At 64.4% G+C, this 21,132-nt stretch carries 21 protein-coding genes; 4 read left to right on the forward strand and 17 right to left on the reverse strand.

From position 1 onward, the window contains the following. Nucleotides 1–5: 5 nt before the first annotated feature. From AC1DOQ_RS04640 to AC1DOQ_RS04670, 7 genes are all read right to left on the reverse strand, one after another. Nucleotides 6–824 carry an endonuclease/exonuclease/phosphatase family protein gene (locus AC1DOQ_RS04640; RefSeq protein ID WP_477360740.1) on the reverse strand — a complete coding sequence of 273 codons (819 nt, stop codon included), beginning with the start codon at nt 822–824 and terminating at the stop codon, nt 6–8. A 128-nt stretch (nt 825–952) separates the two neighbouring features. Then, the gene (locus tag AC1DOQ_RS04645) at nt 953–1,138 is read right to left on the reverse strand and encodes a hypothetical protein (RefSeq protein WP_477360742.1); all 186 of its coding nucleotides are present in this window, start codon (nt 1,136–1,138) and stop codon (nt 953–955) included. A 296-nt stretch (nt 1,139–1,434) separates the two neighbouring features. Further along, nucleotides 1,435–3,117 carry a sensor domain-containing diguanylate cyclase gene (locus AC1DOQ_RS04650; protein ID WP_477360744.1) on the reverse strand — a complete coding sequence of 561 codons (1,683 nt, stop codon included), beginning with the start codon at nt 3,115–3,117 and terminating at the stop codon, nt 1,435–1,437. 126 nt (nt 3,118–3,243) lie between these two features. Then, entirely contained in the window at nt 3,244–3,696 is a 453-nt protein-coding gene (gene nudB, locus AC1DOQ_RS04655) for a dihydroneopterin triphosphate diphosphatase (RefSeq protein WP_477360746.1), read from the reverse strand. Nucleotides 3,697–3,839: 143 nt separating this feature from the next. Beyond that, nucleotides 3,840–5,645, reverse strand: coding sequence for an aspartate--tRNA ligase (aspS, locus tag AC1DOQ_RS04660; protein WP_477360748.1), 1,806 nt, complete (start codon nt 5,643–5,645; stop codon nt 3,840–3,842). 20 nt (nt 5,646–5,665) lie between these two features. Then, nucleotides 5,666–6,310 carry a DUF502 domain-containing protein gene (locus AC1DOQ_RS04665; RefSeq protein WP_477360750.1) on the reverse strand — a complete coding sequence of 215 codons (645 nt, stop codon included), beginning with the start codon at nt 6,308–6,310 and terminating at the stop codon, nt 5,666–5,668. Further along, nucleotides 6,303–6,623 carry an FmdB family zinc ribbon protein gene (locus tag AC1DOQ_RS04670; protein WP_477360752.1) on the reverse strand — a complete coding sequence of 107 codons (321 nt, stop codon included), beginning with the start codon at nt 6,621–6,623 and terminating at the stop codon, nt 6,303–6,305. The genes AC1DOQ_RS04665 and AC1DOQ_RS04670 overlap by 8 nt, the downstream gene beginning before the upstream one ends. Nucleotides 6,624–6,929: 306 nt before the next feature. Here AC1DOQ_RS04670 and AC1DOQ_RS04675 point away from each other — a divergent pair, with 306 nt between their 5' ends. Beyond that, on the forward strand, nt 6,930–7,607 hold the full coding sequence (locus tag AC1DOQ_RS04675; RefSeq protein ID WP_477360754.1) for a TetR/AcrR family transcriptional regulator: 678 nt from the start codon (nt 6,930–6,932) through the stop codon (nt 7,605–7,607). 19 nt (nt 7,608–7,626) lie between these two features. On the opposite strand, the gene AC1DOQ_RS04680 is transcribed toward AC1DOQ_RS04675, so the two are convergent. The 5 genes from AC1DOQ_RS04680 to ubiE form a co-directional block, all read right to left on the reverse strand. Beyond that, nucleotides 7,627–8,223, reverse strand: coding sequence for a methyltransferase domain-containing protein (locus AC1DOQ_RS04680; RefSeq protein ID WP_477360755.1), 597 nt, complete (start codon nt 8,221–8,223; stop codon nt 7,627–7,629). A 4-nt stretch (nt 8,224–8,227) separates the two neighbouring features. After that, nucleotides 8,228–9,781, reverse strand: coding sequence for a ubiquinone biosynthesis regulatory protein kinase UbiB (gene ubiB / locus AC1DOQ_RS04685; protein ID WP_441934955.1), 1,554 nt, complete (start codon nt 9,779–9,781; stop codon nt 8,228–8,230). Beyond that, nucleotides 9,781–10,413, reverse strand: coding sequence for a ubiquinone biosynthesis accessory factor UbiJ (locus tag AC1DOQ_RS04690; RefSeq protein WP_477360757.1), 633 nt, complete (start codon nt 10,411–10,413; stop codon nt 9,781–9,783). The genes ubiB and AC1DOQ_RS04690 overlap by 1 nt, the downstream gene beginning before the upstream one ends. Nucleotides 10,414–10,531: 118 nt before the next feature. Continuing rightward, nucleotides 10,532–11,500, reverse strand: a complete 969-nt coding sequence (locus AC1DOQ_RS04695) for a Tim44 domain-containing protein (protein ID WP_477360759.1) — start codon at nt 11,498–11,500, stop codon at nt 10,532–10,534. A 10-nt stretch (nt 11,501–11,510) separates the two neighbouring features. Then, complete coding sequence (gene ubiE / locus AC1DOQ_RS04700; RefSeq protein ID WP_477360761.1) at nt 11,511–12,245, reverse strand: bifunctional demethylmenaquinone methyltransferase/2-methoxy-6-polyprenyl-1,4-benzoquinol methylase UbiE; 735 nt, start codon at nt 12,243–12,245, stop codon at nt 11,511–11,513. A 308-nt stretch (nt 12,246–12,553) separates the two neighbouring features. On the opposite strand from ubiE, the gene AC1DOQ_RS04705 reads away from it, so the two are divergent. Then, a complete protein-coding gene (locus AC1DOQ_RS04705) occupies nt 12,554–12,760 on the forward strand; it encodes a cold-shock protein (RefSeq protein WP_441934951.1) in 207 nt (68 codons plus the stop codon). A 127-nt stretch (nt 12,761–12,887) separates the two neighbouring features. Continuing rightward, entirely contained in the window at nt 12,888–13,619 is a 732-nt protein-coding gene (locus AC1DOQ_RS04710; RefSeq protein WP_477360763.1) for an oxygen-binding di-iron domain-containing protein, read from the forward strand. A gap of 9 nt (nt 13,620–13,628) precedes the next feature. Here AC1DOQ_RS04710 and AC1DOQ_RS04715 read toward each other — a convergent pair whose 3' ends face one another. From AC1DOQ_RS04715 to AC1DOQ_RS04730, 4 genes are all read right to left on the reverse strand, one after another. Next, nucleotides 13,629–14,048: a gamma-butyrobetaine hydroxylase family protein gene (locus AC1DOQ_RS04715; RefSeq protein WP_477360765.1), complete on the reverse strand. Its 420-nt coding sequence runs from the start codon at nt 14,046–14,048 to the stop codon at nt 13,629–13,631. Nucleotides 14,049–14,138: 90 nt separating this feature from the next. Next, nucleotides 14,139–14,573: an HIT family protein gene (locus tag AC1DOQ_RS04720; RefSeq protein ID WP_477360767.1), complete on the reverse strand. Its 435-nt coding sequence runs from the start codon at nt 14,571–14,573 to the stop codon at nt 14,139–14,141. Further along, nucleotides 14,570–18,580 carry a DUF3683 domain-containing protein gene (locus tag AC1DOQ_RS04725; protein WP_477360769.1) on the reverse strand — a complete coding sequence of 1,337 codons (4,011 nt, stop codon included), beginning with the start codon at nt 18,578–18,580 and terminating at the stop codon, nt 14,570–14,572. The genes AC1DOQ_RS04720 and AC1DOQ_RS04725 overlap by 4 nt, the downstream gene beginning before the upstream one ends. A 193-nt stretch (nt 18,581–18,773) precedes the next feature. Further along, a complete protein-coding gene (locus tag AC1DOQ_RS04730; protein ID WP_477360771.1) occupies nt 18,774–20,012 on the reverse strand; it encodes an NADH:flavin oxidoreductase/NADH oxidase family protein in 1,239 nt (412 codons plus the stop codon). Nucleotides 20,013–20,080: 68 nt separating this feature from the next. Here AC1DOQ_RS04730 and AC1DOQ_RS04735 point away from each other — a divergent pair, with 68 nt between their 5' ends. Further along, nucleotides 20,081–20,485, forward strand: coding sequence for a MerR family transcriptional regulator (locus AC1DOQ_RS04735; RefSeq protein WP_477360773.1), 405 nt, complete (start codon nt 20,081–20,083; stop codon nt 20,483–20,485). 8 nt (nt 20,486–20,493) lie between these two features. Here AC1DOQ_RS04735 and AC1DOQ_RS04740 read toward each other — a convergent pair whose 3' ends face one another. Beyond that, nucleotides 20,494–20,994 carry a YqaA family protein gene (locus AC1DOQ_RS04740; RefSeq protein ID WP_477360775.1) on the reverse strand — a complete coding sequence of 167 codons (501 nt, stop codon included), beginning with the start codon at nt 20,992–20,994 and terminating at the stop codon, nt 20,494–20,496. Between the last annotated feature and the right edge of the window lie 138 nt (nt 20,995–21,132).

A 21,132-nucleotide genomic window follows, 5' to 3' on the forward strand; every position in this document is an offset into this window, starting at 1 on the left:
GCGGACTAAGCCAGGCTCAGGTTGGCAACGATGGGCGCGTGGTCCGACAGGCGCGCCCATTGCGGCCCGTGCAGGACTTCCGCCTGCTCGACCTTGAAGCCGCGGACATAGATGCGGTCGAGACGGAACCAGGGCAAGGCCGCCGGGAAGGTCCGCGCCGGCACCAGGCTGCGCTCGCGTTCACGGACCTTGCGCACCAGTTCGCCGAGCCGCGAGGAGCGCCGCTCCAGTTCGTCGAACACCTCGACCACGCCCAGCTTCAGGCGCAGGCAATCGCTCAGGGTATTGCGCCAGTCGTTGAAGTCACCGGCGATGATGACCGGTTCACCGTTCGGCGCCGACTCGTTGACGGCATTGATCAGGGCATCGGTCTGGCGCCGGCGGCTGCCTTCGAACAGGCCCAGGTGGACGACATAGCAGTGCACCTTGCCGTCCGGCGTGTCCAGCACGCAATGCAGGATGCCGCGCTGCTCGTAGGCGTGATCGGAAACGTCGTGGTTATGCTGGTTGGCGATCGGGAAGCAGGACAGCAGCGCATTGCCGTGGTGGCCGTGATCGTAGACCGCGTTCATGCCATAGGCGGCATGCAGGGATTCGCCGGCGAAGAACTCGTGCTGGGCGGTATCCGGCCAGTGGTGGTGAGGGCTGCGTACCTTTTCGCCATAGCGCGCCTGGTAGCGGTCGTGCCGGCCCTGCACTTCCTGCAGGAACACGACATCCGCACCAAAGGTAGCGATGGCTTTTTTCAGCGCCAGTACGCGCGGCGTACTGCGGAAGGACGAAACGCCTTTGTGGATGTTGTAGGTCGCAACACGAATTTTCATGGGAACATTTTAACCCCATCATTCCGTGTTCTTCTGGACAGAGCGCCAATCGTGCGGCGCATCAGATTCGGCAGTGGATGCCTGGGTGGGACGCCATTCCCGGAGCGCGCCGGGAATGGCAAAATGGATCAGATGCTCATTGCCGGCAAGAAGTGCTCAGCCGGTGCATTATTGTTTGATTCGCCGTTTTCACGGCGGATCGGATTGGTGCGCAGCGGGCCGGTCAAGAGCAGACCATTCAGTAATTCGATGCACAGATAATCTTCGTCGACGCTGACATCTTTTACTTTCTGCTCGTGCTTGCGTTCGCTCATAATTCCTCCCAGTATCCTTGTTGGACTTGCAAAACGAAAACTCGCCAATGGCGGTTTATTGACCTTAGTCAAATCATTTCACCCTGTCAAACAAACTAATCTATTGTGTTATCTCATCTGTTCCAAATTAAATTTCGTAAACCCTATGGAACTGTAGGTTACAGCTGACAGACTCGTAGGAGTTTTCCTCATCCATTTTTTTATGTATGTATGTGGCTGTGACATACATCCAACAGCCAAGCATCTGTTTCTAAAGAGAATTATTTCAGAAAAGGAATGAAAGATGCGGGCGCAAATCAGGGCTCCAACGCCGTGACGACGCGGTTGCGCCCCTCCCGCTTGGCCTGGTACAGCGCCCGGTCGGCGGCCCGGAACAGGGCCTCGGCGTCGGGTCCGTGGATCGGGTATTCGGCCACGCCGAAAGATGCGGTGATGGCTTCCGGCCCGCCGCCATCGGCCATCGGCGGGGCGCCGGCGATATCGGCGCGCAACGCTTCGGCGCGCCGGGCCGCATCCGGCTGCGCGCAGTCCGGCATCAGGATCACCAGCTCCTCGCCGCCGTAGCGACAGGCGACGTCGCAGTCGCGGATCGACTGCCGCACCAGCTGGGCGATCGCGCGCAGGACGGCGTCGCCGGTGGCGTGGCCGAAGCCGTCGTTGACGCTTTTAAAATGGTCGACGTCGAGGACCACCAGCGACAGCGGCGCCGCCATGCGCCGCGAGCGCGCCAGTTCGCGCTTGAGGGTCTCGTCGAAGTAGCGGCGGTTGAACAGGCCGGTCAGCGAATCCAGCACCGACTGGCGGCGCAGCGATTCGCGCAGCCTGGTGTTGCCGAGCGCCAGCGCGAGTTGCTCGGCGACCGTGAGCGCCAGCCGCGCCTGCTCTTCGCGTGCACGCGGTTCCGGCGCGATGCCCTCCAGGTGGATCATGCCGACCAGCTCGTCGTGCGTGACCAGCGGGACGCACAGGCGCATCCCGCCGGCGCCGTCGCGGTGGCGGTAGTGCGCGCAGGGCGGCCCGTCGTAGCCGGAGGTCTTGTAGCGCGCGCCGTGATGCAGGGCCCAGCAATCCTCCGTCATCAGTTCCGCGGGCTGCACCGAGGCCTCGCCCCAGCGTGCCAGCTGGCGCAGGGGACCGTCGCCCACACCCAGCGCAAAGAAGGTGCCGCCGGCTTCGGGCAGCAGGCTGGCGAAGCCGCGCGCCACCACCGGCCCGGCGTCCAGGGTGGACGGCAGCGTCTCGATCGCGCGCAGCATCTCGGCGACGATCCGGAGCTCGCGGTTCTCGCGGGTGCGCAGCTCGACCCCGGAAGCCAGCTGGGCCGCCTTCCATTCCAGCTGGCGGGCGGTCTCCTGGCGCTCGCGCAGCATGCGCGCCAGCACCAGCAGCAGCGCGCCGAACACGCAGATGTTGATGAGGGTCGCGCCCAGGCTGACGACGAAGGAGCGGCGGGAAGTGGCCAGCATCTCGCTGCGCATTTCCTCGCGCCGCGCCTCGGCGCGCACCCGGCGCTCCCCGACCAGGCGGCTCAGCTCGTCCATATAAGCCTTGCCGTGCATCGCCTCGACCGCCCGCCGGGTCTTCTGTCCATCGTCGGTGCGCCGCAGGGCGATGATGTCGTCGAGGTCGGCCAGCTCGAGTCCCGCAAGGCGGGCGATGCGTCCGATCTCGGCACGCTCGGCATCGCTGCGCGCCTGCTCCACGGCTTCGCGCAGCGCGGCGGGCAGGATCTGGCCGGCCTGGCGGTAGGGTTCGAGGAAGGCCTCGTTGCCGGTGATGACGAAGCCGCGCTGGGCGCTCTCGGCATCGCGCAAGCCGTCCAGCACGCGCTCCAGGCGCTGTTGCTGGTCCAGTTCCGCGCGCAGCTCGCGCACCAGCGCCGTGGCCGAGCGGTCCAGCCGGAACGGCAGCACCGCCACCAGCACCATCACGAGGAACACGGCCAGCGTGGCAAACTTGATGTTCTTGTCACTGGGCATGCGGCAGGGTCGGGAAAACGCCTCGTTGAAGTGCCCGCCAACATAGCATAGATTTTGAACAGCACGATTGCGCTCGCCATCTTTATGCGGTGCGCATAAACATGGGCTCCGCCGCAAGCGGCGGGATCAGGCGGAGAAATGCCGCGGCAGCTGCAGGATCGCCTCCGCGTTCGAACTCGAGAAGCAGCGGTCGGCCGCCTCCAGCAGCGGCAGCCAGGCAAATTGCAGATGCTCGCGCGGTGCCAGGACGATCGGGATGTCGCGCGGTACGCAGACGGAGAAGACGTGCTCGGTGTTGTGCGTTATGCCGGGCGCATAACGGTGGCGCCAGGTCTGGTAGATCTCGTAGACGTTGGACAGGTGCCAGTCCTGCAGTTTGATCCGTTCGCCATCGGCGACGATGCCGGTTTCCTCGAACAGCTCGCGGGTGGCGGTTTCCAGGAGGGGTTCGTCGACGCGGTCGAGGGAACCGGTGACGGATTGCCAGAAGCCGGGCCGGTCGGCGCGTTCGATCAGCAGGACCTCGAGGTCGGCGGTGTGGATGACGACGAGGACGGATTCGGGGATTTTGTGGGGCATGAGCGCTATTGTAGCGTTACCCTTGATCGTCGTTCCCGTGAAAACGGGAACCCATGCCGAGCTGGCATTTCATACTCGGCATGGATTCCCGTTTTCGCGGGAAGTCATGCCGGGCAAGGCCCGGCATGACGTGCCAGTGGTGCTTACGCGACCTTCGGCTGCTCGTTACGCAGACGGATATGCAGCTCCTTCAGCTGCTTCTCGTCCACTTCCGACGGCGCGTTGGTCAGCAGGTCTTGCGCACGCTGGGTCTTCGGGAAGGCGATCACGTCGCGGATCGACTCGGAGCCGGTCATCAGCGTGATCAGGCGATCCAGGCCGAAGGCCAGGCCGCCGTGCGGCGGGGCGCCGTACTGCAGGGCGTCCAGCAGGAAGCCGAACTTCAGCTGGGCTTCTTCGGCGTCGATCTTCAGGGCGCGGAACACCTTGCTCTGGACTTCTTCGCGGTGGATACGGATCGAGCCGCCGCCCAGTTCCCAGCCGTTCAGGACCATGTCGTAGGCCTTGGCGACGCAGGCGCCCGGGTTGGTCTCGAGCATGTCTTCGTGACCATCCTTCGGTGCGGTGAACGGGTGGTGGGTCGCGTTCCAGCGGTCGCCTTCCTCGTCGTACTCGAACATCGGGAAGTCGATCACCCACAGCGGTGCCCAGACGTCGTCGAACAGGCCGGCCTTCTTGCCGAATTCCGAGTGGCCGATCTTCACGCGCAGCGCGCCGATGGCGTCGTTGACGACCTTGGCCTTGTCCGCACCGAAGAAGATCAGGTCGCCGTCTTCGGCGCCGGTCAGTTCCAGGATCTTGGCCAGGACGTCGTCGGAGATGTTCTTCACGATCGGCGACTGCAGGCCGTCACGGCCCTTGGCCTTCTCGTTGACCTTGATGTAGGCCAGGCCCTTGGCGCCGTAGATGGCGACGAACTGGGTGTACGCGTCGATTTCCGAACGCGGCATCGAACCGCCCTGCGGCACGCGCAGGCCGACCACGCGGCCGTTCGGCATGTTGGCGGCGCTGTTGAAGACCTTGAACTCGACCGACTTCATCAGTTCGGTCAGTTCGGTGAACTGCAGCTTGACGCGCATGTCCGGCTTGTCCGAGCCGTAGGAGCCCATGGCGGTGGCGAAGTCCATCACCGGGAACGGGTTCGGCAGGTCGATGCCGGCGGCGTTCTTGAAGACGACGCGCATCATGTCTTCGAACAGGTCACGGATTTCCTGCTCGGTCAGGAAGGAGGTTTCGCAGTCGATCTGGGTGAATTCCGGCTGGCGGTCGGCGCGCAGGTCTTCGTCGCGGAAGCACTTGGTGATCTGGTAGTAACGGTCGAAGTTGGCGACCATCAGCAGCTGCTTGAACAGCTGCGGCGACTGCGGCAGCGCGAAGAAGTTGCCCGGGTTGACGCGCGACGGCACCAGGTAGTCGCGGGCGCCTTCCGGGGTCGACTTGGTCAGCATCGGGGTTTCGATGTCGATGAAGCCCAGGTTGTCCAGGTACTTGCGCACTTCCATCGAGACCTTGTAGCGCAGGCGCAGGTTGTGCTGCATCTGCTGGCGGCGCAGGTCGAGCACGCGGTGCGTCAGGCGGGTGGTTTCCGACAGGTTGTCGTCGTCCAGCTGGAACGGCACCGGCACCGAGGCGTTCAGCACTTCCAGGCCGGTGGTGTTGATCTCGATCTTGCCCGACTTCAGGTTGGCGTTGGCGGTGCCCTCCAGGCGGTTCACGACGGTGCCGGTGACGCGCAGGCAGTACTCGTTGCGCACGTGCTCGGCGGCCTTGAAGACGTCGGCATTGTCGGGGTGGCAGACGACCTGCACCAGGCCTTCACGGTCGCGCAGGTCGATGAAGATGACCCCGCCGTGGTCGCGGCGGCGGTGCACCCAGCCGCACAGGCTGACGGTTTGGCCCAGCAGCTCTTCGGTCACGAGGCCGCAGTAGTTGGTACGCATGGAGGACATAGTTTTTCGATCCAGGTTGGTTATTCGGTGCCTGCTGCCAGGCGTTTGATTTCTTGAGAATCCTTGACGGCGGTGTCGGCATCGCCGGCAGCGGCCGGCGCCACGACGCCCATCGACACGATGTACTTCAGGGCGGCATCGACCGTCATGTCCAGTTCGACCACCCGGCTGCGTTCCATCATCAGGAAGAAGCCCGAGGTCGGGTTCGGGGTGGTCGGGACGTACACGCTCACATAGTCGCCCACCAGGTAATTCTTGACGTCGCCGCCCGGCACGCCGGTCAGGAAGGCGATGGTGTACGAATTCTCGTGCGGGTACGGGATCAGCACGGCCTTGCGGAAGGCGTTGCCCGAGGACGAGAACAGGGTGTCGGACACCTGCTTGACGCTGCCGTAGATCGAGTTCACGACCGGGATGCGGTTCAGCAGGCGTTCCCACAGGCGCACGAACCACTTGCCGACCAGGTTATTGGTCAGCACGCCGGTCAGGAATACGATCGCCAGCGTGATGATCGCGCCCAGGCCCGGGATATAGGTGCGCGGCTGCCACTCGCTCGGCACCAGCACCAGCGACTGGTCCAGCGTGCTGATCACGAAATTGAGCACCCAGGCGGTAATCGCCAGGGGAACCAGGACCAGCGCGCCGGTGATGAAATATTTACGCATCGGAACTCGTCGACGCGGGCGCGGCGCTGGCGGTGCTGCTGCTCTCGCTGCTGGTGGTGGAACCGGAACCGGCGCTGGCGCCGCCGTCGGCACTGCCGGTCGAGGGCGCCGCACCGGTCGCCGGCGCGCTGCCACCGCGGAAGTCGGTCACATACCAACCGGTTCCCTTGAGCTGGAAACCGGCAGCGGTGACTTGCTTCTTGAACGATGACTTGCCACACGACGGGCAGACGGTCAGCACCGGATCCGAAATCTTTTGCAGTACATCCTTGGCAAAACCGCATTCATCGCAGCGGTAGGCGTAAATCGGCATCTGAATACTCCGCAAAAATCATCAAAACCCTGAATTATAAAGCTTTTGCGGAAGGTTTTGCCCGTTGGCGCCACCCCCGGGCCGAATGAATGCCCTTGCAACTTGCTGCTATCTGGCAACAGTGTTGTTTTTATTCCGCACAACAGATGCGTTACGTTTGCCGAACATCAACTTACCTGTTTAAATAGCACTCCTTAGTTGCTAAGAAACAGAAGTTTGCGCGACTGGCTCTGCCGTCGCCACCAAGCCATAAAAGAACGACTTCAAATCAGGGCCCCAAGCGGGCCCTTTTCTTTTCCTGAGCTAATGACGCGCTTCTCACCTCCCCGCCCCGGCCGCCGTCCCAAGATCGAGGGTGGCAAGGAAACCGCTCCCGTCATCCTCGATGCCGCCGAAAAGCTGTTCTCGGTGCATGGCTTCCATGGCGTCACGGTGCGCGCCGTCGCCGTCGAATGCGGGGTCGACTCGGCCCTGGTCCATTACTACTTCGGCACCAAGCAGGAATTGTTCGACGCCGTGTTCGCGCGCCGCGCCGGCCCGATCAACCAGGACCGCATGGAGGCGATGGCCCGCTATGAGGAAGCGCACGGCGACAGCATGACGGTCGAAGGCGTCGCCTCGGCCTTCCTGATGCCCCTGCTCGACCGGGCGCGCCACGACGATCCGGGCTGGAAGAATTATTTCGCCCTGCTCGCCCTGGTCAACAGTTCGCGCGGCTGGGGCGCGGACACCATGACCAGCCACTTCGACCCGGTGGTGCGGCGCTTCATCGTCCTGCTGCAGCGGGTGCTGCCGCAAGCCGGCATCGACGACCTGTTCTACAGCTACCAGTTCCTCACCGGCGCCCTGACCCTGACCCTGAGCGCCACCGGCCGCCTGGACCAGCTATCCGAAGGCCACGCCTCCTCGTCCGACATGGATGCGATCGCGCCGCGCATGATCGCGTATTGCGCGGCCGGCTTCCGCGCCGTGTGCAAGGGCTAAGTAGTCAGACGCCAGACGCTCAGCGCCTGCGCCACACCAGCCAGCGCTCCTTGCCGGCGAACACGGGAATCGAATCCGGCACGGCCTGGTCCACCACGCAGTCGAAATGCGGCGTCAACAGCGCGTCCAGCTGCGCGCGGGCGATGCCGAAGGGCGGGCCCTTGGGCGCATCGCCGAAGAAGAAGTAACCGGCCAGCAGGCCGCCGGGCGGCAGCAGCGCCGCCCAGCGCTTGGCGACGTCCGGCCAGCGCGCCCGCGGCAGCGCACACAGGAAGGCCTGTTCATAGACCAGGTCGAGCGGACGCGGCGGAACATAGTCGAAAAAATCGGCCTGCACGATGTGGCCGGCCCACTGCCCCGCCAGGCTTTTGGCGCGGGCGACGGCGGCGGCCGAGAAGTCGATCGCGGTGGCGTCCCAGCCCGCTTCCAGCATCAGCGCCAGTTCGTAGCCGGAACCGCAGCCCGGCGCCAGTGCGGACATGGGCTTGTTCGCCTGCGCCACGAAGGCGCGCAGTTCGGCCGGCGCGCCGCCGCGGTCCCAGGGCGTGAACTGCTTGTCGAAGCGCTCGTCCCAGAATGCGGGCGCGAGCGGGTCGCGGCTGGAAAAGTCCGGCATGGCCTCAGGGATGAACGAAATGCACGGCGGCCAGGCCGATCACCGCGATGCTGGTGACGCAGGCCAGCGCGGCCAGCAGGCGGTTGGTGCGGCGCTGGTTCTCCACCAGCTTGTACATCAGGTCGCCCATGTCGAGGTCGCTGTGCGCGCGCTTGTGCAGCACCTGGTGCATCAGGCGCGGGAACTGCGGCAGCAGCTTGGCGTACTGCGGCGCCTCGACGCGCAGGCGCTCGAGCATGCCGCGCCAGCCGACCTGCTCGGCCATCCAGCGCTCCAGGTAGGGTTTCGCCGTCTTCCACAGGTCGAGCTCCGGATCCAGCTGGCGCCCCAGGCCTTCGATGTTCAGCATGGTCTTCTGCAGCAGCACCAGCTGCGGCTGCACCTCGACGTTGAAGCGGCGCGAGGTCTGGAACAGGCGCAGCAGCACCTGGCCGAAGGAGATGTCCTTCAGCGGGCGGTCGAAGATCGGCTCGCAGGTGGCGCGCACCGCGGCTTCCAGTTCGTCGACGCGGGTGTCGCGCGGCGCCCAGCCGGATTCGATGTGGGCCTCGGCCACGCGCTTGTAGTCGCGGCGGAAGAAGGCCAGGAAGTTCTGCGACAGGTAATCCTTGTCGAAGTCGTTCAGGGTGCCGACGATGCCGAAGTCGAGCGCGATGTAGCGCCCGAAGGTCGCCTCTTCCACCGACACCAGGATGTTCCCGGGGTGCATATCGGCGTGGAAGAAACCGTCGCGGAAGACCTGGGTGAAGAAGATCTCGACGCCGTCGCGCGACAGCTTTTTCAGGTCGACGCCGGCGGCGATCAGGCGGTCGGTCTGCGAGATCGGGATGCCGTTCATGCGCTCCATCACGATCACGCTGCTGGAGCAGTAATCCCAGTACATCTCCGGGACCATCAGCAGGGTCGAGTTGGCGAAGTTGCGGCGCAGCTGGCTGGCCTGGGCGGCTTCGCGCATCAGGTCGAGCTCGTCGTGCAGGTACTTGTCGAATTCGGCGACCACTTCGCGCGGCTTCAGGCGCCGGCTGTCCGGCCACACCTTCTCGATCAGGCCGGCCGCCATCTGCATCAGGGCCAGGTCTTCGTCGATGGTCGACTTCATTCCCGGCCGCAGCACCTTCACCGCCACTTCCTTGCCGTCCTTGAGGGTGGCGAAGTGGACCTGGGCGATCGAGGCCGAGGCCACCGGGGTGCGCTCGAAGGTGGCGAACAGCTCGCTCGGGGGGGCGCCGAGCGAGCGCGTGATCTGGGCGATGGCGAGGTCGGAATCGAAAGGCGGCACGCGGTCCTGCAGCAGCGACAGCTCGGCCACGATATCCGGCGGCATCAGGTCGGGGCGGGTCGACAGCACCTGGCCGAACTTCACGAAGATCGGGCCCAGCTCTTCCAGCGCCAGGCGCAGGCGGATCGCGCGGGGCGAGGTGATCCGGCGCCAGAAGAACACCGAGTTGATGAAGCGGGCGGTACGCGGCACGTCCAGGCCGGACATCGCAATTTCGTCGAGACCGTATCTTGTGAAAACCGTCAGGATCTTGAGGAGGCGCAGGAATTTCAGAATCATCAGCTATCCGTTGTCGGGCGCTGCGCCCGCTGTTGTTCCAGTTTCTGTTCGAGTTTCTGTTCCAGCTTCGCGATCCGCTTGGCCGAGCGCTCGACGTCGTCGCGCAGGCGGTTCACCTCATCGGCGAAGGCGTCGACGCTGCTCGGACGGATCAGGACGCGGCGCTCTTCCAGCAGGAATTCGGCGACGTTCTCGGCCAGCCGGCGTGCGCTGCCGGTGGCATGCGAGACGGCCGCGCGCGCACCGCCCGCCAGCCGGTTTGCCGCGATCGGCCCGAACAGGCGGTCGAGATCGTGCTCGGCATCCCAGCGCAGCCCTTTCGAGAGCTGGGAGATGGTGTTGGCGAATTCGGCGTCACCCTCGATGCGTACATAGGAAAACGCGCGATCGCGGTTCTGCAGGATCAACGGCAGGTCGCCCGGCTTGACGTGGATGGTCACGTCGGGCACATCGTCGTCGCCGGCCACCTCCAGCATGCCGTCCCTGGCCACGCGCATGCGCAGGCGCAGGTGGCCCATGTCGATGCAGGCAACCTTGCCGGCACGGCGCATCAGGGTATCGCGCGCCCAGGCTTCCTGGGCCAGCAGGTGGTTGATGGTCGCTACGCTAAAGAAAGTAGGAGTCGGTGACATTGAAGCTTGCGTTTAAAAAAAAACCGCCCGGTGTTGGGCGGTTTCGATCTTACCAGTTCGCCGGGGCACAAACCCGGCAGCACGGATCGTTAGAGCAAAAAATCTTGCAAAAATGACCTTACGTGATTTGCTGGATGCCCGCCAGGACCCAGCCGCCATTGCCGTTCAGCGGCTTGGCCAGGTTCCACACCTCGACGTAAGGCTCGGCCTGGGCGCCCGGGGCGTTGCGGATCATGCCGTTGAACTGCACGCTGGCCAGGTAATCGCGCTCGGTGGTCTCGATGCCCAGCAGCTGGGCGTCGATCGAGACGACCTCGGTGTAGTCCTGGTTGCCGCCGCGTTCCTGGATCTGCAGCTGCAGCTCGGCGAACACCTCGGGCGAGGTGAACTCGCGCAAGTCGGCCAGGTCGCTGCGGTCCCAGGCGGCCTGCATGCGGATGAAGGAGGCTTTCGCATGGCGCAGGAAGGCCTCGGTATCGAAGCCGGCCGGCACGCCCCACTGCTCGTGCGAGGCCTGCTTGTTCAGCGACACGTTCGAGGTCGGCTGGCTGTAGCCGCCCGAATAGCCTTGGTTCGCGTTGGGCTGCCAGCCCTGGTTCAGGCCGGAACCGATTTCCGGCGTGGCCGAGGCCGAAGCCGGCACCGGGTTCTGGTTAAAGCCGGAGAACTGCGGATTGGCCGGGGTATCCTTGCGGCGGAACATGCGCACGATGAACATCACGGCGAACACCAGCAGCAGGATCATCAGGATCGAGGACAGCGCGCTGGCCATGGCGCCGCCGATGCCGAAGTGCGAGAACAGCGCGCCCAGGCCCAGGCCCAGCAGTGCGCCGCCCAGCACGCCCTTCCACATGCTAGGACGTTTTTGCGGAATCGGCTGCGGCGCCATCGGGGCCGGCGCAGGACGCTGGTAGCCCGGCTGCTGCGCGGGAGACGGCGCCGGTGCAGGCGCGGGCGCGCGCATCCGGCTGACCGACGACGACTGCCGGCCGAAGGAACGGCCGCCGCCTACCGGACGTGCGAACGCATCGGCGACGAAGGACAGTGCGGTCACCGCGATCATCGTGCTGGCCAAGAATTTCTTCATCGTGGACACCTCAAAGTTTGATGCCGGTATGCAGTGCCGCCACACCAGCCGTCAGGTTGTAGTACTGCACGCGTTCCAGGCCCACGCTTTCCATCATCGACTTCAGCGTTTCCTGGTCCGGATGCATGCGGATCGACTCGGCCAGGTAGCGGTAGCTCTCGGCATCGTTGGCGATGCGCTGGCCCAGCCACGGCAGTACCGAGAACGAATAGACGTCGTATGGCTTCTGCAGCGGCGCGGCCACCTTCGAGAACTCCAGCACCAGCAGCTTGCCGCCCGGCTTCAGCACGCGGCGCATTTCCGCCAGCGCCTGGTCCTTGTGCGTCATGTTGCGCAGGCCGAAGGCCACGCTGACCCGGTCGAAGTAGTTGTCCGGGAACGGCAGTTTCTCCGCGTCACACAGCAAGGTGGGGGTGACTAGACCTTTATTCAATAGACGATCGCGGCCGACGCGCAGCATCGACTCGTTGATGTCGGTAAGCCAGACCTCGCCGCTCGGACCCGCCTGCTTGGCAAAGGCCTTGGACAGGTCGCCGGTACCGCCGGCAATGTCGAGCACCTTGAAGCCGGGACGGATGGCGGCCTGGGCGATGGTGAAGGTCTTCCAGATACGGTGCAGGCCGCCGGACATCAGGTCGTTCATCACGTCGTACTTGGACGCGACCGAGTGGAATACCTTGGCGACTTCGTGGACCTTCTCTTCTTCGGAGACGGTCTTGTAGCCGAAATGGGTGGTGTTGGTCATATCGTTTGCCTTTTGATCTTGCTGCATTATACAAGCGGCATGCGGACCGACGCCTATGGATGTGCGAAGGCCCTATTCCCGCGCATGGATACGCCTGTTTCGGCGTCGAAAACATCCCCCCGCACAAGCATTTTTCCCCGCTTGAAATGTTTTTGAACATGAAGTCGCAGGATTCCCGACATCCTTTCAATCGTGCAGCACTTTCTTAAAATTTTGCTTATAGTGATTCAGCTTTGTTAACTCCACATGGCGGAGACCAGCGGAGACGGGCAAAGTTTTAGACAAAATCCTTTTGAGAGAGAAATAACATGGCGACTGGCACTGTGAAATGGTTCAACGATTCCAAAGGCTTCGGCTTCATCAAACCGGATGATGGCGGCGACGACCTGTTCGCGCATTTTTCGGCGATCAATGTGGCCGGCTTCAAATCTCTGGCGGAGAACCAGCGCGTCAGCTTCGAAATCACCACCGGTCCGAAGGGCAAGCAAGCTGCGAACATCCAGCCCCAGGCATGATTGCCGACCAGCCGGCTCGACCGGCTCGATAAAAAGCGCCGTGCGGTTTCGCCGGCGCTTTTTTCGTTTACCTTGGGCCCGGTCTCACCTACATTGGTGGTCTGGAGTGACTTCCCTGGAGTCCGATATGGCCATCACCAATGCATCCGCCGGCACCAATGTCCACGAGATCGCTGACGGCGTTTATCGCATCAATACCCCGGTCAACCTTGTGCCGGGCGGCTTCTCCTTCAACCAGTACCTGGTCGTCGACGATCAGCCGCTTCTTTTTCACACCGGCCCAAGAAAGATGTTTCCGCTGGTCTGGGAAGCCGTGGAAAGCGTCATGCCGGTGAGCCATCTGYGCTTCATCGCCCTATCGCATTTCGAAGCGGACGAATGCGGTTCCCTGAATGAATGGCTGGGCGTTGCGCCCCAGGGCGTCCCCTTGTGCGGCCGGGTTGCGGCAATGGTGTCGGTGAACGATTTTGCGGACCGGCCCGCCCTTGCCATGGCCGACGGCGCCGAACTCAGCCTGGGAAAACGCTCGGTCAAGTGGCTCGATGCGCCGCATCTGCCGCACGGCTGGGAAACCGGCTTCCTGATGGATACCCGGACCAGGACGCTGTTTTGCGGCGACCTGTTCACCCAGGGCGGCCTGGGCGAGACCGCCCTGACCAGCGACGACATCCTGGAGAACAGCGAAGCGTTCCGGAAGCCGATGGATTATTTCTCGCACTCGACCAATACGAGGGAATTGATCGAGCACCTGGCAGCCGAGTCGCCCGGCACCCTGGCGTGCATGCACGGCAGCGCCTGGAGCGGCGATGGCGCAACGCTGCTGCGCGCCCTCGGCGAACGGCTCGTCGGCGCCGGGTGACTTGGTGACTTAGTGATGGTGGCCGCAGGCATGCGGCTTGGATTGCGCGCCCGGCAGCACGGTGCCCGGCGCACGGCCGCTGTCGCCCTCGAAGCCGGCGGCGTGCAGGCGCTGCAGGTAATCCTGCCACAGCGCCGCCTCTTCCTTGCCCAGCTTGTACAGGTAGTCCCAGGTATAGATGCCGGACTGGTGGCCGTCGGTGAACAGCGGCTTGACGGCATAGTTACCGACCGGCTCGACGCCTTCGATACCGACATCGCGCTTGCCGACCTGCAGCACTTCCTGGCCGGGCCCGTGCCCCTTCACTTCGGCCGAGGGCGAGTAGACGCGCATCAGCTCGAAAGGGATGGAGAAGGCGGCGCCGTCGTCGAAGGCGATTTCCAGGATTCTGGATTGCTGGCGGATGGTGAGGTTGGTGGGGATGGGCATGATCGAAAGCTAGCGATGAATGTTGGCCGATGAGCCGTCATTCCCGCCTTCGCGGGAACGACGGTGCGTAGGGTACGGATTGGCGCTATTTTATCGGTTTGCGAACTTCCGCTCGATCGCCTTCACCAATTCGGGCAGCAGCGCCCGCCTCTGCCCCAGCACGTCCGCGGAAGTCTCACGCACCGCCTGCGCCCAAACCGGCGCGGGAAAATGCGCATCGTCCGCATAGCGCGGAATCACATGCCAGTGCAAATGCGGCACCACATTGCCCAGGCTGGCGACGTTCACCTTCAGCGGCTGCATCACCTCGCGCACGGCCTGCTCCAGCTTCCACACGGCCTCGTTCAGCAGCAGGCGGTCGGCATCGGGCAGGTCGCTCACTTCGCGCACGTGCTCGTTCCAGATCACGCGGGCGAAGCCCGGGTAGTTGGGCTCGTTCGCCAGGATCACCGAGAACCTGTCGTTGGCGACCACCTTGGAGGCATCCGCCAGTTCGCACAGCTCGCAGCCGGCTTGCTTCGTCATACCAGCACCCTTTCGATACCGCCGTTGTTCGCATTCGCCACGTAGTTCGGCATCCAGTTCTCGCCCAGCAGATGCCGCGCCATCTCGACCACGATGTAGTCGGCGGTCGTGCCCGAGTCGTCGTTGTAGCGCGACAGGCCCTGCAGGCAGGACGGGCAGCTGGTCAGGATCTTGACGTCGCCGCTGAAGCCGTCGGCGCGCAGCTTGTCGGCGCCCTTCTCCATTTCTTCTTCCTTCCGGAAGCGGACCTGGGTCGCGATGTCCGGACGCGAAACGGCAAAGGTGCCCGACTCGCCGCAGCAGCGTTCGTTCTTCTCGATCTTGACGTTGTCGGCGGTCTGCACCAGCGCGTTCACGGTCTTCATCGAATCCTGCAGCTTCATCGGCGTGTGGCAGGGGTCGTGGTACATGTAGCGGGTACCGGTCACGCCTTCCAGCTTGACGCCTTTCTCCAGCAGGTACTCGTGGATGTCCATGATGCGGCAGCCCGGGAAGATCTTCTCGAACTCGTAGGTTGCGAGCTGGTCGTAGCAGGTGCCGCAGGAGACCAGCACGGTCTTGATGTCGAGGTAGTTCAGGGTATTCGCCATGCGGTGGAACAGCACGCGGTTATCCGTCATCATCTTGTCGGCCTTGTCGTACTGGCCGGCGCCGCGCTGCGGATAGCCGCAGCACAGGTAACCCGGCGGCAGCACGGTCTGCACGCCGACTTCCCACAGCATCGCCTGGGTCGCCAGGCCCACCTGCGAGAACAGGCGCTCGGAGCCGCAGCCCGGGAAGTAGAACACGGCCTCGGTGTCGGCATTGGTCACCTTCGGATTGCGGATGATGGGGATGACCTTGTCGTCCTCGATATCCAGCAGGGCCCGCGCCGTCTTCTTCGGCAGGTTGCCCGGCATCTTCTTGTTCACGAAGTGGATCACCTGCTCGCGCACCGGCGCCTTGCCGGTGGTCGGCGGCGGCGCCTTGGTCTGCTCTTTCGCCACCGCCTTCAGCACGCTGGCGCCCAGCCGCTGGGCCTTGTAGCCCAGGTCGACCATGGCCTTGCGGGTCATGTTGATGGTGGTCGGGTCGGTCGCGTTCAGGAAGAACATGGCGGCGCGGTTGGCCGGCTTGAAGCTGCGCTTGTCCATCTTGCGCAGCAGGTTACGCATGTTCATCGAGACGTCGCCGAAGTCGATGTTGACCGGGCACGGCGTCACGCACTTGTGGCACACGGTGCAGTGGTCGGAGACGTCCTCGAACTCTTCCCAATGGCGGATCGACACGCCGCGGCGGGTCTGCTCTTCGTACAGGAAGGCTTCGATCAGGGCCGAGGTGGCGAGGATCTTGTCGCGCGGCGAGTACAGCAGGTTCGATTGCGGCACGTGGGTGGTGCAGACCGGCTTGCACTTCCCGCAGCGCAGGCAGTCCTTGATGCTGTTGGCGATTTCTCCGATGTCGCTCTGCTGCATGATCAGCGACTCGTGGCCCATCAGGCCGAAGGACGGCGTATAGGCGTTGCGCAGGTCGGCGTAGGCGGTGTCGGTATTGAGCAGCTTGCCCTTGTTGAAGCGGCCTTCCGGATCGACGCGTTTCTTATACTCGCGGAAGTCGTGGATCTCTTCGTCGGTCAGGAATTCGAGCTTGGTGATGCCGATGCCGTGCTCGCCCGAGATCACGCCGTCCAGCGAGCGGGCCAGCTTCATGATGCGCTCGACGGCCTTGTGCGCATCCTGCAGCATGGCGTAATCGTCCGAGTTCACCGGCAGGTTGGTGTGGACGTTGCCGTCGCCGGCGTGCATGTGCAGGGCCACGAACACGCGCGAGCGCAGCACGCGTTGATGGATCTCGCCAGCCTCGTCCAGGATCGGCTTGTACGCCGCGCCATTGAAGATCTGGCGCAGCGGCGCGCGGATGTCCTGCTTCCACGACACGCGCACCGTGTGGTCCTGCACCACGTCAAACAGGGTCGCCTGCGGCTGGTTCGATACGCGGCGCTCGAAGGTGTCGTAGAAGCCGTCGAGGCCGAATTCGGCCAGCTTCGGCAGCACGTCCCGCAAAGGCTGGTCCAGGTTGGCCAGCAGCCAGCCCCAGCGTGCGGCGGTCTTCGTCAGCAGCTCGTCGGCCTGCTGCGGACGGTCGCCCAGGATCTCCTCTTTCGAGACGCCCTCGCCGGTGACGTCGTCGGCCTTGGTCACTTCCAGCTGGCCGGAGGTGAACAGGGCGTGCAGTTCCTCGACCAGCTGCAGCTTGTTCTTGATGGACAGCTCGATGTTGATGCGCTCGATGCCGTCGGTGTACTCGCCCATGCGGTTCAGCGGGATCACCACGTCTTCGTTGATCTTGAAGGCGTTGGTGTGGCGCGCGATGGCCGCGGTGCGGGCGCGGTCCAGCCAGAATTTTTTCCTGGCTTCCGCGCTCACGGCAATGAAGCCCTCGCCCACGCGGGTATTCGCGATGCGCACCACTTCGGAGGCCGCCTGCGCGACCGCGTTCTCGTCGTCGCCGACGATGTCGCCGAACAGCGCCATCTTCGGCAAGGTGCCGCGCTTGGACTTGGTGGCATAGCCGACCGCGCGCAGGTAGCGCTCGTCCAGGTGCTCCAGGCCCGCCAGGCGCAGGGTTTCGAATTCCGGCTTGCCGTTCTTCGGCAGGCTGTCCAGGTAATCCTTGATCTCGACGATCGAAGGGATCGCGTCGCGCGCCTGGCCGAAGAATTCCAGCGCCACGGTGCGCGTAAACTTCGGCATCTTGTGCAGAATCCAGCGGCCCGAGGTAATCAGGCCATCGGTGCCCTCTTTCTGGATGCCCGGCAGGCCGGCCAGGAATTTGTCGGTCACGTCCTTGCCCAGGCCTTCCTTGCGGAAGCGGCGGCCTTCGATGGCTAATAGCTCGGTGCGGAACGGCGCGCCCTTGGGTGCGCCCTTCTCCGACGGATGCGTCCACTCCAGCTTGAACGTCGCGACCGGGGCGTCGTGGATCTTGCCGAGGTTGTGGTCGAGGCGGGTCACGTCCAGCCAGTCGCCGTTCGGGTCGACCATGCGCCAGGAAGCGAGATTGTCGAGCGCCGTCCCCCACAGCACGGCCTTCTTGCCGCCCGCGTTCATGGCGATGTTCCCGCCGATGCAGGACGCGTGGGCCGAGGTCGGATCGACCGCGAACACGAAGCCGGCCTTCTCGGCCGCCTGCGAGACGCGCTGGGTCACCACGCCGGCGCCGGTATGGATGGTCGCGTATTCGCGGTCCACGCCCGGCAGGCGGCTCATCTCGACTTCGCCCATGCCGATCAGCTTTTCGGTGTTGATCACCGCCGACATCGGGCTCAGGGGAATCGCACCGCCGGTATAGCCGGTGCCGCCGCCGCGCGGGATGATGGTCAGCCCGAGCTCGATGCAGCCCTTCACCAGGCCGGCCATCTCGTCTTCGGAATCAGGCAGCAGGACCAGGAAGGGATACTCGACGCGCCAGTCGGTGGCGTCGGTCACGTGCGAGGTGCGGTGCATGCCGTCGAAGCGGATGTTGCGCTTGTCCGTGTAGCGGCCCAGCACGGCTCTAGCGCGCTTGCGCAGGTCGTACATGTCGCTGAATTCGCGGCCGAAATCGTCGACCGCCTTGCGGGCCGCGGCCAGCAGCTGCTCGACGGCGCTGCTGCGGGCGGCGGCGGTGGCCGCATCGGCGTTGTCGCCGGCGTCCACGCTCAGGCGGCGCTTGTCGACTTCGGCCAGGCGGTGATGCAGGGCCTCGATCAGCTTGGCGCGCCGCTTCGGGTTGTCCAGCATGTCGTCCTGCAGATAGGGATTGCGGCGCACCACCCAGATGTCGCCCAATACTTCGTACAGCATGCGCGCGGAACGGCCGGTCTGGCGCGCGCCGCGCAGTTCGTCCAGCAGCCGCCACGAGGATTCGCCCAGCAGCCGGATCACGATCTCGCGATCGGAAAACGAGGTGTAGTTGTAGGGAATTTCACGCAGGCGGGCCGGTGCGTTTTCTTCGAGCAGGGCGTGGATATTGGCTGGTGCGTTCATGGTGGATCGGCTGACGACTGACGCGTAGTGGACAGTCATTCTAGCTTATTGCGATGCACCATGCTGGGTGACGAATGATTTTTACAATCCGGATTTAGCACAAACGTCGGAAAAATCGTTACCAGTGCAAATTTTCGATGCACAAAAACGTGTTTTTGCACCGAAAACTCGGCCATGTGAACATGGCGGCATCTTATCCACGAAGCGTAGCTGCATCCTTGTTCCACGCCCGGTAGCGCCGGGTCAGGCGCATGCTGCGCAACTGGTCGAGCACCACGGTGAAGAGCGGGCTGTAGGCGGCGGACGCCGCGCTGCCCTTGCCCAGCGCATGCAGGCGGCGCCGCACCAGCGCCATCCGCGCCAGGCTGGCCAGCACCTTGTCCTTCCAGTCGACCGCCGGCATGCTTGCCGCCGGCTCGCGTCCTTCCCGCCACTGGCGCGGCAGGTCGGGCACGGCGGCCAGTGCCGTGGCCATGCCGACGATGGCGACACCGCCTTCCAGCACCTGTTCGGCGACTTCACGGCGCGCGATGCCGCCGGTCGTCATCAGCGGCATCGCCGCGACCGCCGCCAGGTCCCTGGCGAATTCCAGGAAATAGGCTTCGCGGGCGAGCGTGCGGCCATCCGCGGTGCGGCCCTGCATTGCCGGGCTCTCGTAGCTCCCGCCCGACAGTTCGACCAGGTCGACCCGTTCGAGGTTCAGCATGGCCAGCACCTGGCGCGCATCGTCCTCGGAAAAGCCGCCGCGCTGGAAGTCGGCCGAGTTCAGCTTGACCGCGACGCAGAAGCCCGGCGCCACGCGCGCCCGCACCGCCCGCACGACCTCCAGCAGCAGGCGTGCGCGATTGGCCAGGCCGCCGCCCCAGGCGTCCTCCCGCCGGTTGCTCAGCGGCGACAGGAATTGCGAGATCAGGTAGCCATGCGCCGCGTGGATCTGCACGCCGCCGAAGCCCGCCTGCTCGGCCGCATGGGCGGTTGCGGCAAAGCGTTCGATGACTTCCTCGATATCGCCTTCCCGCATCGCCACCGGCTGCGCAAACAGCTTGCTGTGCTTGCCCAGGTCCAGCGCCACCGCCGACGGCGCCCAGGCCTGCCCTCCCATATTCGCCATGACCTGGCGGCCAGGGTGGCTGATCTGCATCCAGACCTGGGCCCCATGCGCGCGCGCCGCCCGCGCCCAGTCGGAGAAGGGCGCCAGCGGCGTGCCCGCTTCGAGCGCGATGGTGCCCGGACCGGTGAGCGCGCGCCGGTCGACCATCACGTTGCCGGTGATGATCAAGCCGGTTCCGCCCTCGGCCCAGCGCTGGTACAGGCGGTGGATGGCGGGCCCCGGCAACTGGCCGGCATCGGCAAGGGTCTCTTCCATGGCGGCCTTGGCCAGGCGGTTGGGGACGATGGCGCCGTTCGGCAGGGTCAGCGGGGTAAACAGCATGGGATGGCCTCGATTCGATGTGGATGAGGTATCCTAAGCTTGAAGTCAACTTCAAGGTCAAGCGCAAAATGAAAATCGGCGAACTGGCGGAACGCAGCGGGGTTCCGGCCTCCACCATCCGCTACTATGAGAAGGAAGGATTGTTGCCGAAGGCGCAGCGTGGGGCGAATGGCTACCGGGACTACCAGGACGGTGCGCTGGAGCGCCTGGACCTGATCCAGCTTGGCCAGAATCTCGGCTTTTCGCTGGACACGATTCGCACCATCGTTGCCTTGCAGGGCGATGCGCTGAAGGACGCCCTGCTCGGCCAGCTGGAAGCGCGCCTGGAAGAAATCGACCGCCTGCGCGCCATCCTGGATGCCCAGCGCAGCTCCGTCCTCAGTGCGAAAGAAAGGGTGCTGGCGGCCATTGCGCGCGGCGAATGCCGGGTACACGCGGCCTGGACCGGCGACGAATGTTTCAAGAGAACATAAGAGGGGCTCTACAGCCAGCGGCCCGTCGTCTCCCCAATCCACTTCCACCATCCATCCGGCACGTACAGCAAGGTCACGGTCATGAAAATATAGCGCCCGAACTTGCCGATCGCCATGTACATCACGCTGGGCCAGAACGGCAGGTGCAGCCAGCCGGCCAGGGTGCAGAGCGGGTCGCCGATGCCGGGCACCCAGGACAGCAGCATGGTCTTGGAGCCGTAGCGCGCCAGCCAGTGGAACCAGCGCGACTTGCGCTCCTTGGCGAAAGCCACCTTGGCGCGGTAGCCGATCCAGTAGTCGACCACGCCGCCCAGCGTGTTGCCGAGGGTGGCGACCAGGATCACCGGCCAGAACATGGCGGGGTTGGCCTTCACCACCGCGAACACGGCCGGTTCCGAGCCCAGCGGCAACAAGGTGGCCGAGACGAAGGCGATCAGGAAGACGGAAGTCAGTCCGACGGTTGGCACAGCGAGGACTTTCAGCAGCCAGAGGACGGCGGACTCGATCATGGGTGGGGTTGAATGTAGAGCAGGATAGGTCCATTATAATGAGGAAAAACCCACCGCCACGACACGGTAGGCCCCGCTCCATCCCGCGCCGCCCGCCGTACTGCACGCCTCGGTTATCCGCCTTGCCAGACAGTCCTG

The sequence above is a fragment of the Massilia sp. 01N417 genome (assembly GCF_056399645.1).

What these genes read in the sequence shown, in the direction of transcription:
- AC1DOQ_RS04640 (WP_477360740.1), bottom strand. Translation starts at nt 824, where the DNA reads ATGAAAATTCGTGTTGCGACCTACAACATCCACAAAGGCGTTTCGTCC.
- AC1DOQ_RS04645 (WP_477360742.1), bottom strand. Translation starts at nt 1,138, where the DNA reads ATGAGCGAACGCAAGCACGAGCAGAAAGTAAAAGATGTCAGCGTCGAC.
- AC1DOQ_RS04650 (WP_477360744.1), bottom strand. Translation starts at nt 3,117, where the DNA reads ATGCCCAGTGACAAGAACATCAAGTTTGCCACGCTGGCCGTGTTCCTC.
- nudB (WP_477360746.1), bottom strand. Translation starts at nt 3,696, where the DNA reads ATGCCCCACAAAATCCCCGAATCCGTCCTCGTCGTCATCCACACCGCC.
- aspS (WP_477360748.1), bottom strand. Translation starts at nt 5,645, where the DNA reads ATGTCCTCCATGCGTACCAACTACTGCGGCCTCGTGACCGAAGAGCTG.
- AC1DOQ_RS04665 (WP_477360750.1), bottom strand. Translation starts at nt 6,310, where the DNA reads ATGCGTAAATATTTCATCACCGGCGCGCTGGTCCTGGTTCCCCTGGCG.
- AC1DOQ_RS04670 (WP_477360752.1), bottom strand. Translation starts at nt 6,623, where the DNA reads ATGCCGATTTACGCCTACCGCTGCGATGAATGCGGTTTTGCCAAGGAT.
- AC1DOQ_RS04675 (WP_477360754.1), top strand. Translation starts at nt 6,930, where the DNA reads ATGACGCGCTTCTCACCTCCCCGCCCCGGCCGCCGTCCCAAGATCGAG.
- AC1DOQ_RS04680 (WP_477360755.1), bottom strand. Translation starts at nt 8,223, where the DNA reads ATGCCGGACTTTTCCAGCCGCGACCCGCTCGCGCCCGCATTCTGGGAC.
- ubiB (WP_441934955.1), bottom strand. Translation starts at nt 9,781, where the DNA reads ATGATTCTGAAATTCCTGCGCCTCCTCAAGATCCTGACGGTTTTCACA.
- AC1DOQ_RS04690 (WP_477360757.1), bottom strand. Translation starts at nt 10,413, where the DNA reads ATGTCACCGACTCCTACTTTCTTTAGCGTAGCGACCATCAACCACCTG.
- AC1DOQ_RS04695 (WP_477360759.1), bottom strand. Translation starts at nt 11,500, where the DNA reads ATGAAGAAATTCTTGGCCAGCACGATGATCGCGGTGACCGCACTGTCC.
- ubiE (WP_477360761.1), bottom strand. Translation starts at nt 12,245, where the DNA reads ATGACCAACACCACCCATTTCGGCTACAAGACCGTCTCCGAAGAAGAG.
- AC1DOQ_RS04705 (WP_441934951.1), top strand. Translation starts at nt 12,554, where the DNA reads ATGGCGACTGGCACTGTGAAATGGTTCAACGATTCCAAAGGCTTCGGC.
- AC1DOQ_RS04715 (WP_477360765.1), bottom strand. Translation starts at nt 14,048, where the DNA reads ATGCCCATCCCCACCAACCTCACCATCCGCCAGCAATCCAGAATCCTG.
- AC1DOQ_RS04720 (WP_477360767.1), bottom strand. Translation starts at nt 14,573, where the DNA reads ATGACGAAGCAAGCCGGCTGCGAGCTGTGCGAACTGGCGGATGCCTCC.
- AC1DOQ_RS04725 (WP_477360769.1), bottom strand. Translation starts at nt 18,580, where the DNA reads ATGAACGCACCAGCCAATATCCACGCCCTGCTCGAAGAAAACGCACCG.
- AC1DOQ_RS04730 (WP_477360771.1), bottom strand. Translation starts at nt 20,012, where the DNA reads ATGCTGTTTACCCCGCTGACCCTGCCGAACGGCGCCATCGTCCCCAAC.
- AC1DOQ_RS04735 (WP_477360773.1), top strand. Translation starts at nt 20,081, where the DNA reads ATGAAAATCGGCGAACTGGCGGAACGCAGCGGGGTTCCGGCCTCCACC.
- AC1DOQ_RS04740 (WP_477360775.1), bottom strand. Translation starts at nt 20,994, where the DNA reads ATGATCGAGTCCGCCGTCCTCTGGCTGCTGAAAGTCCTCGCTGTGCCA.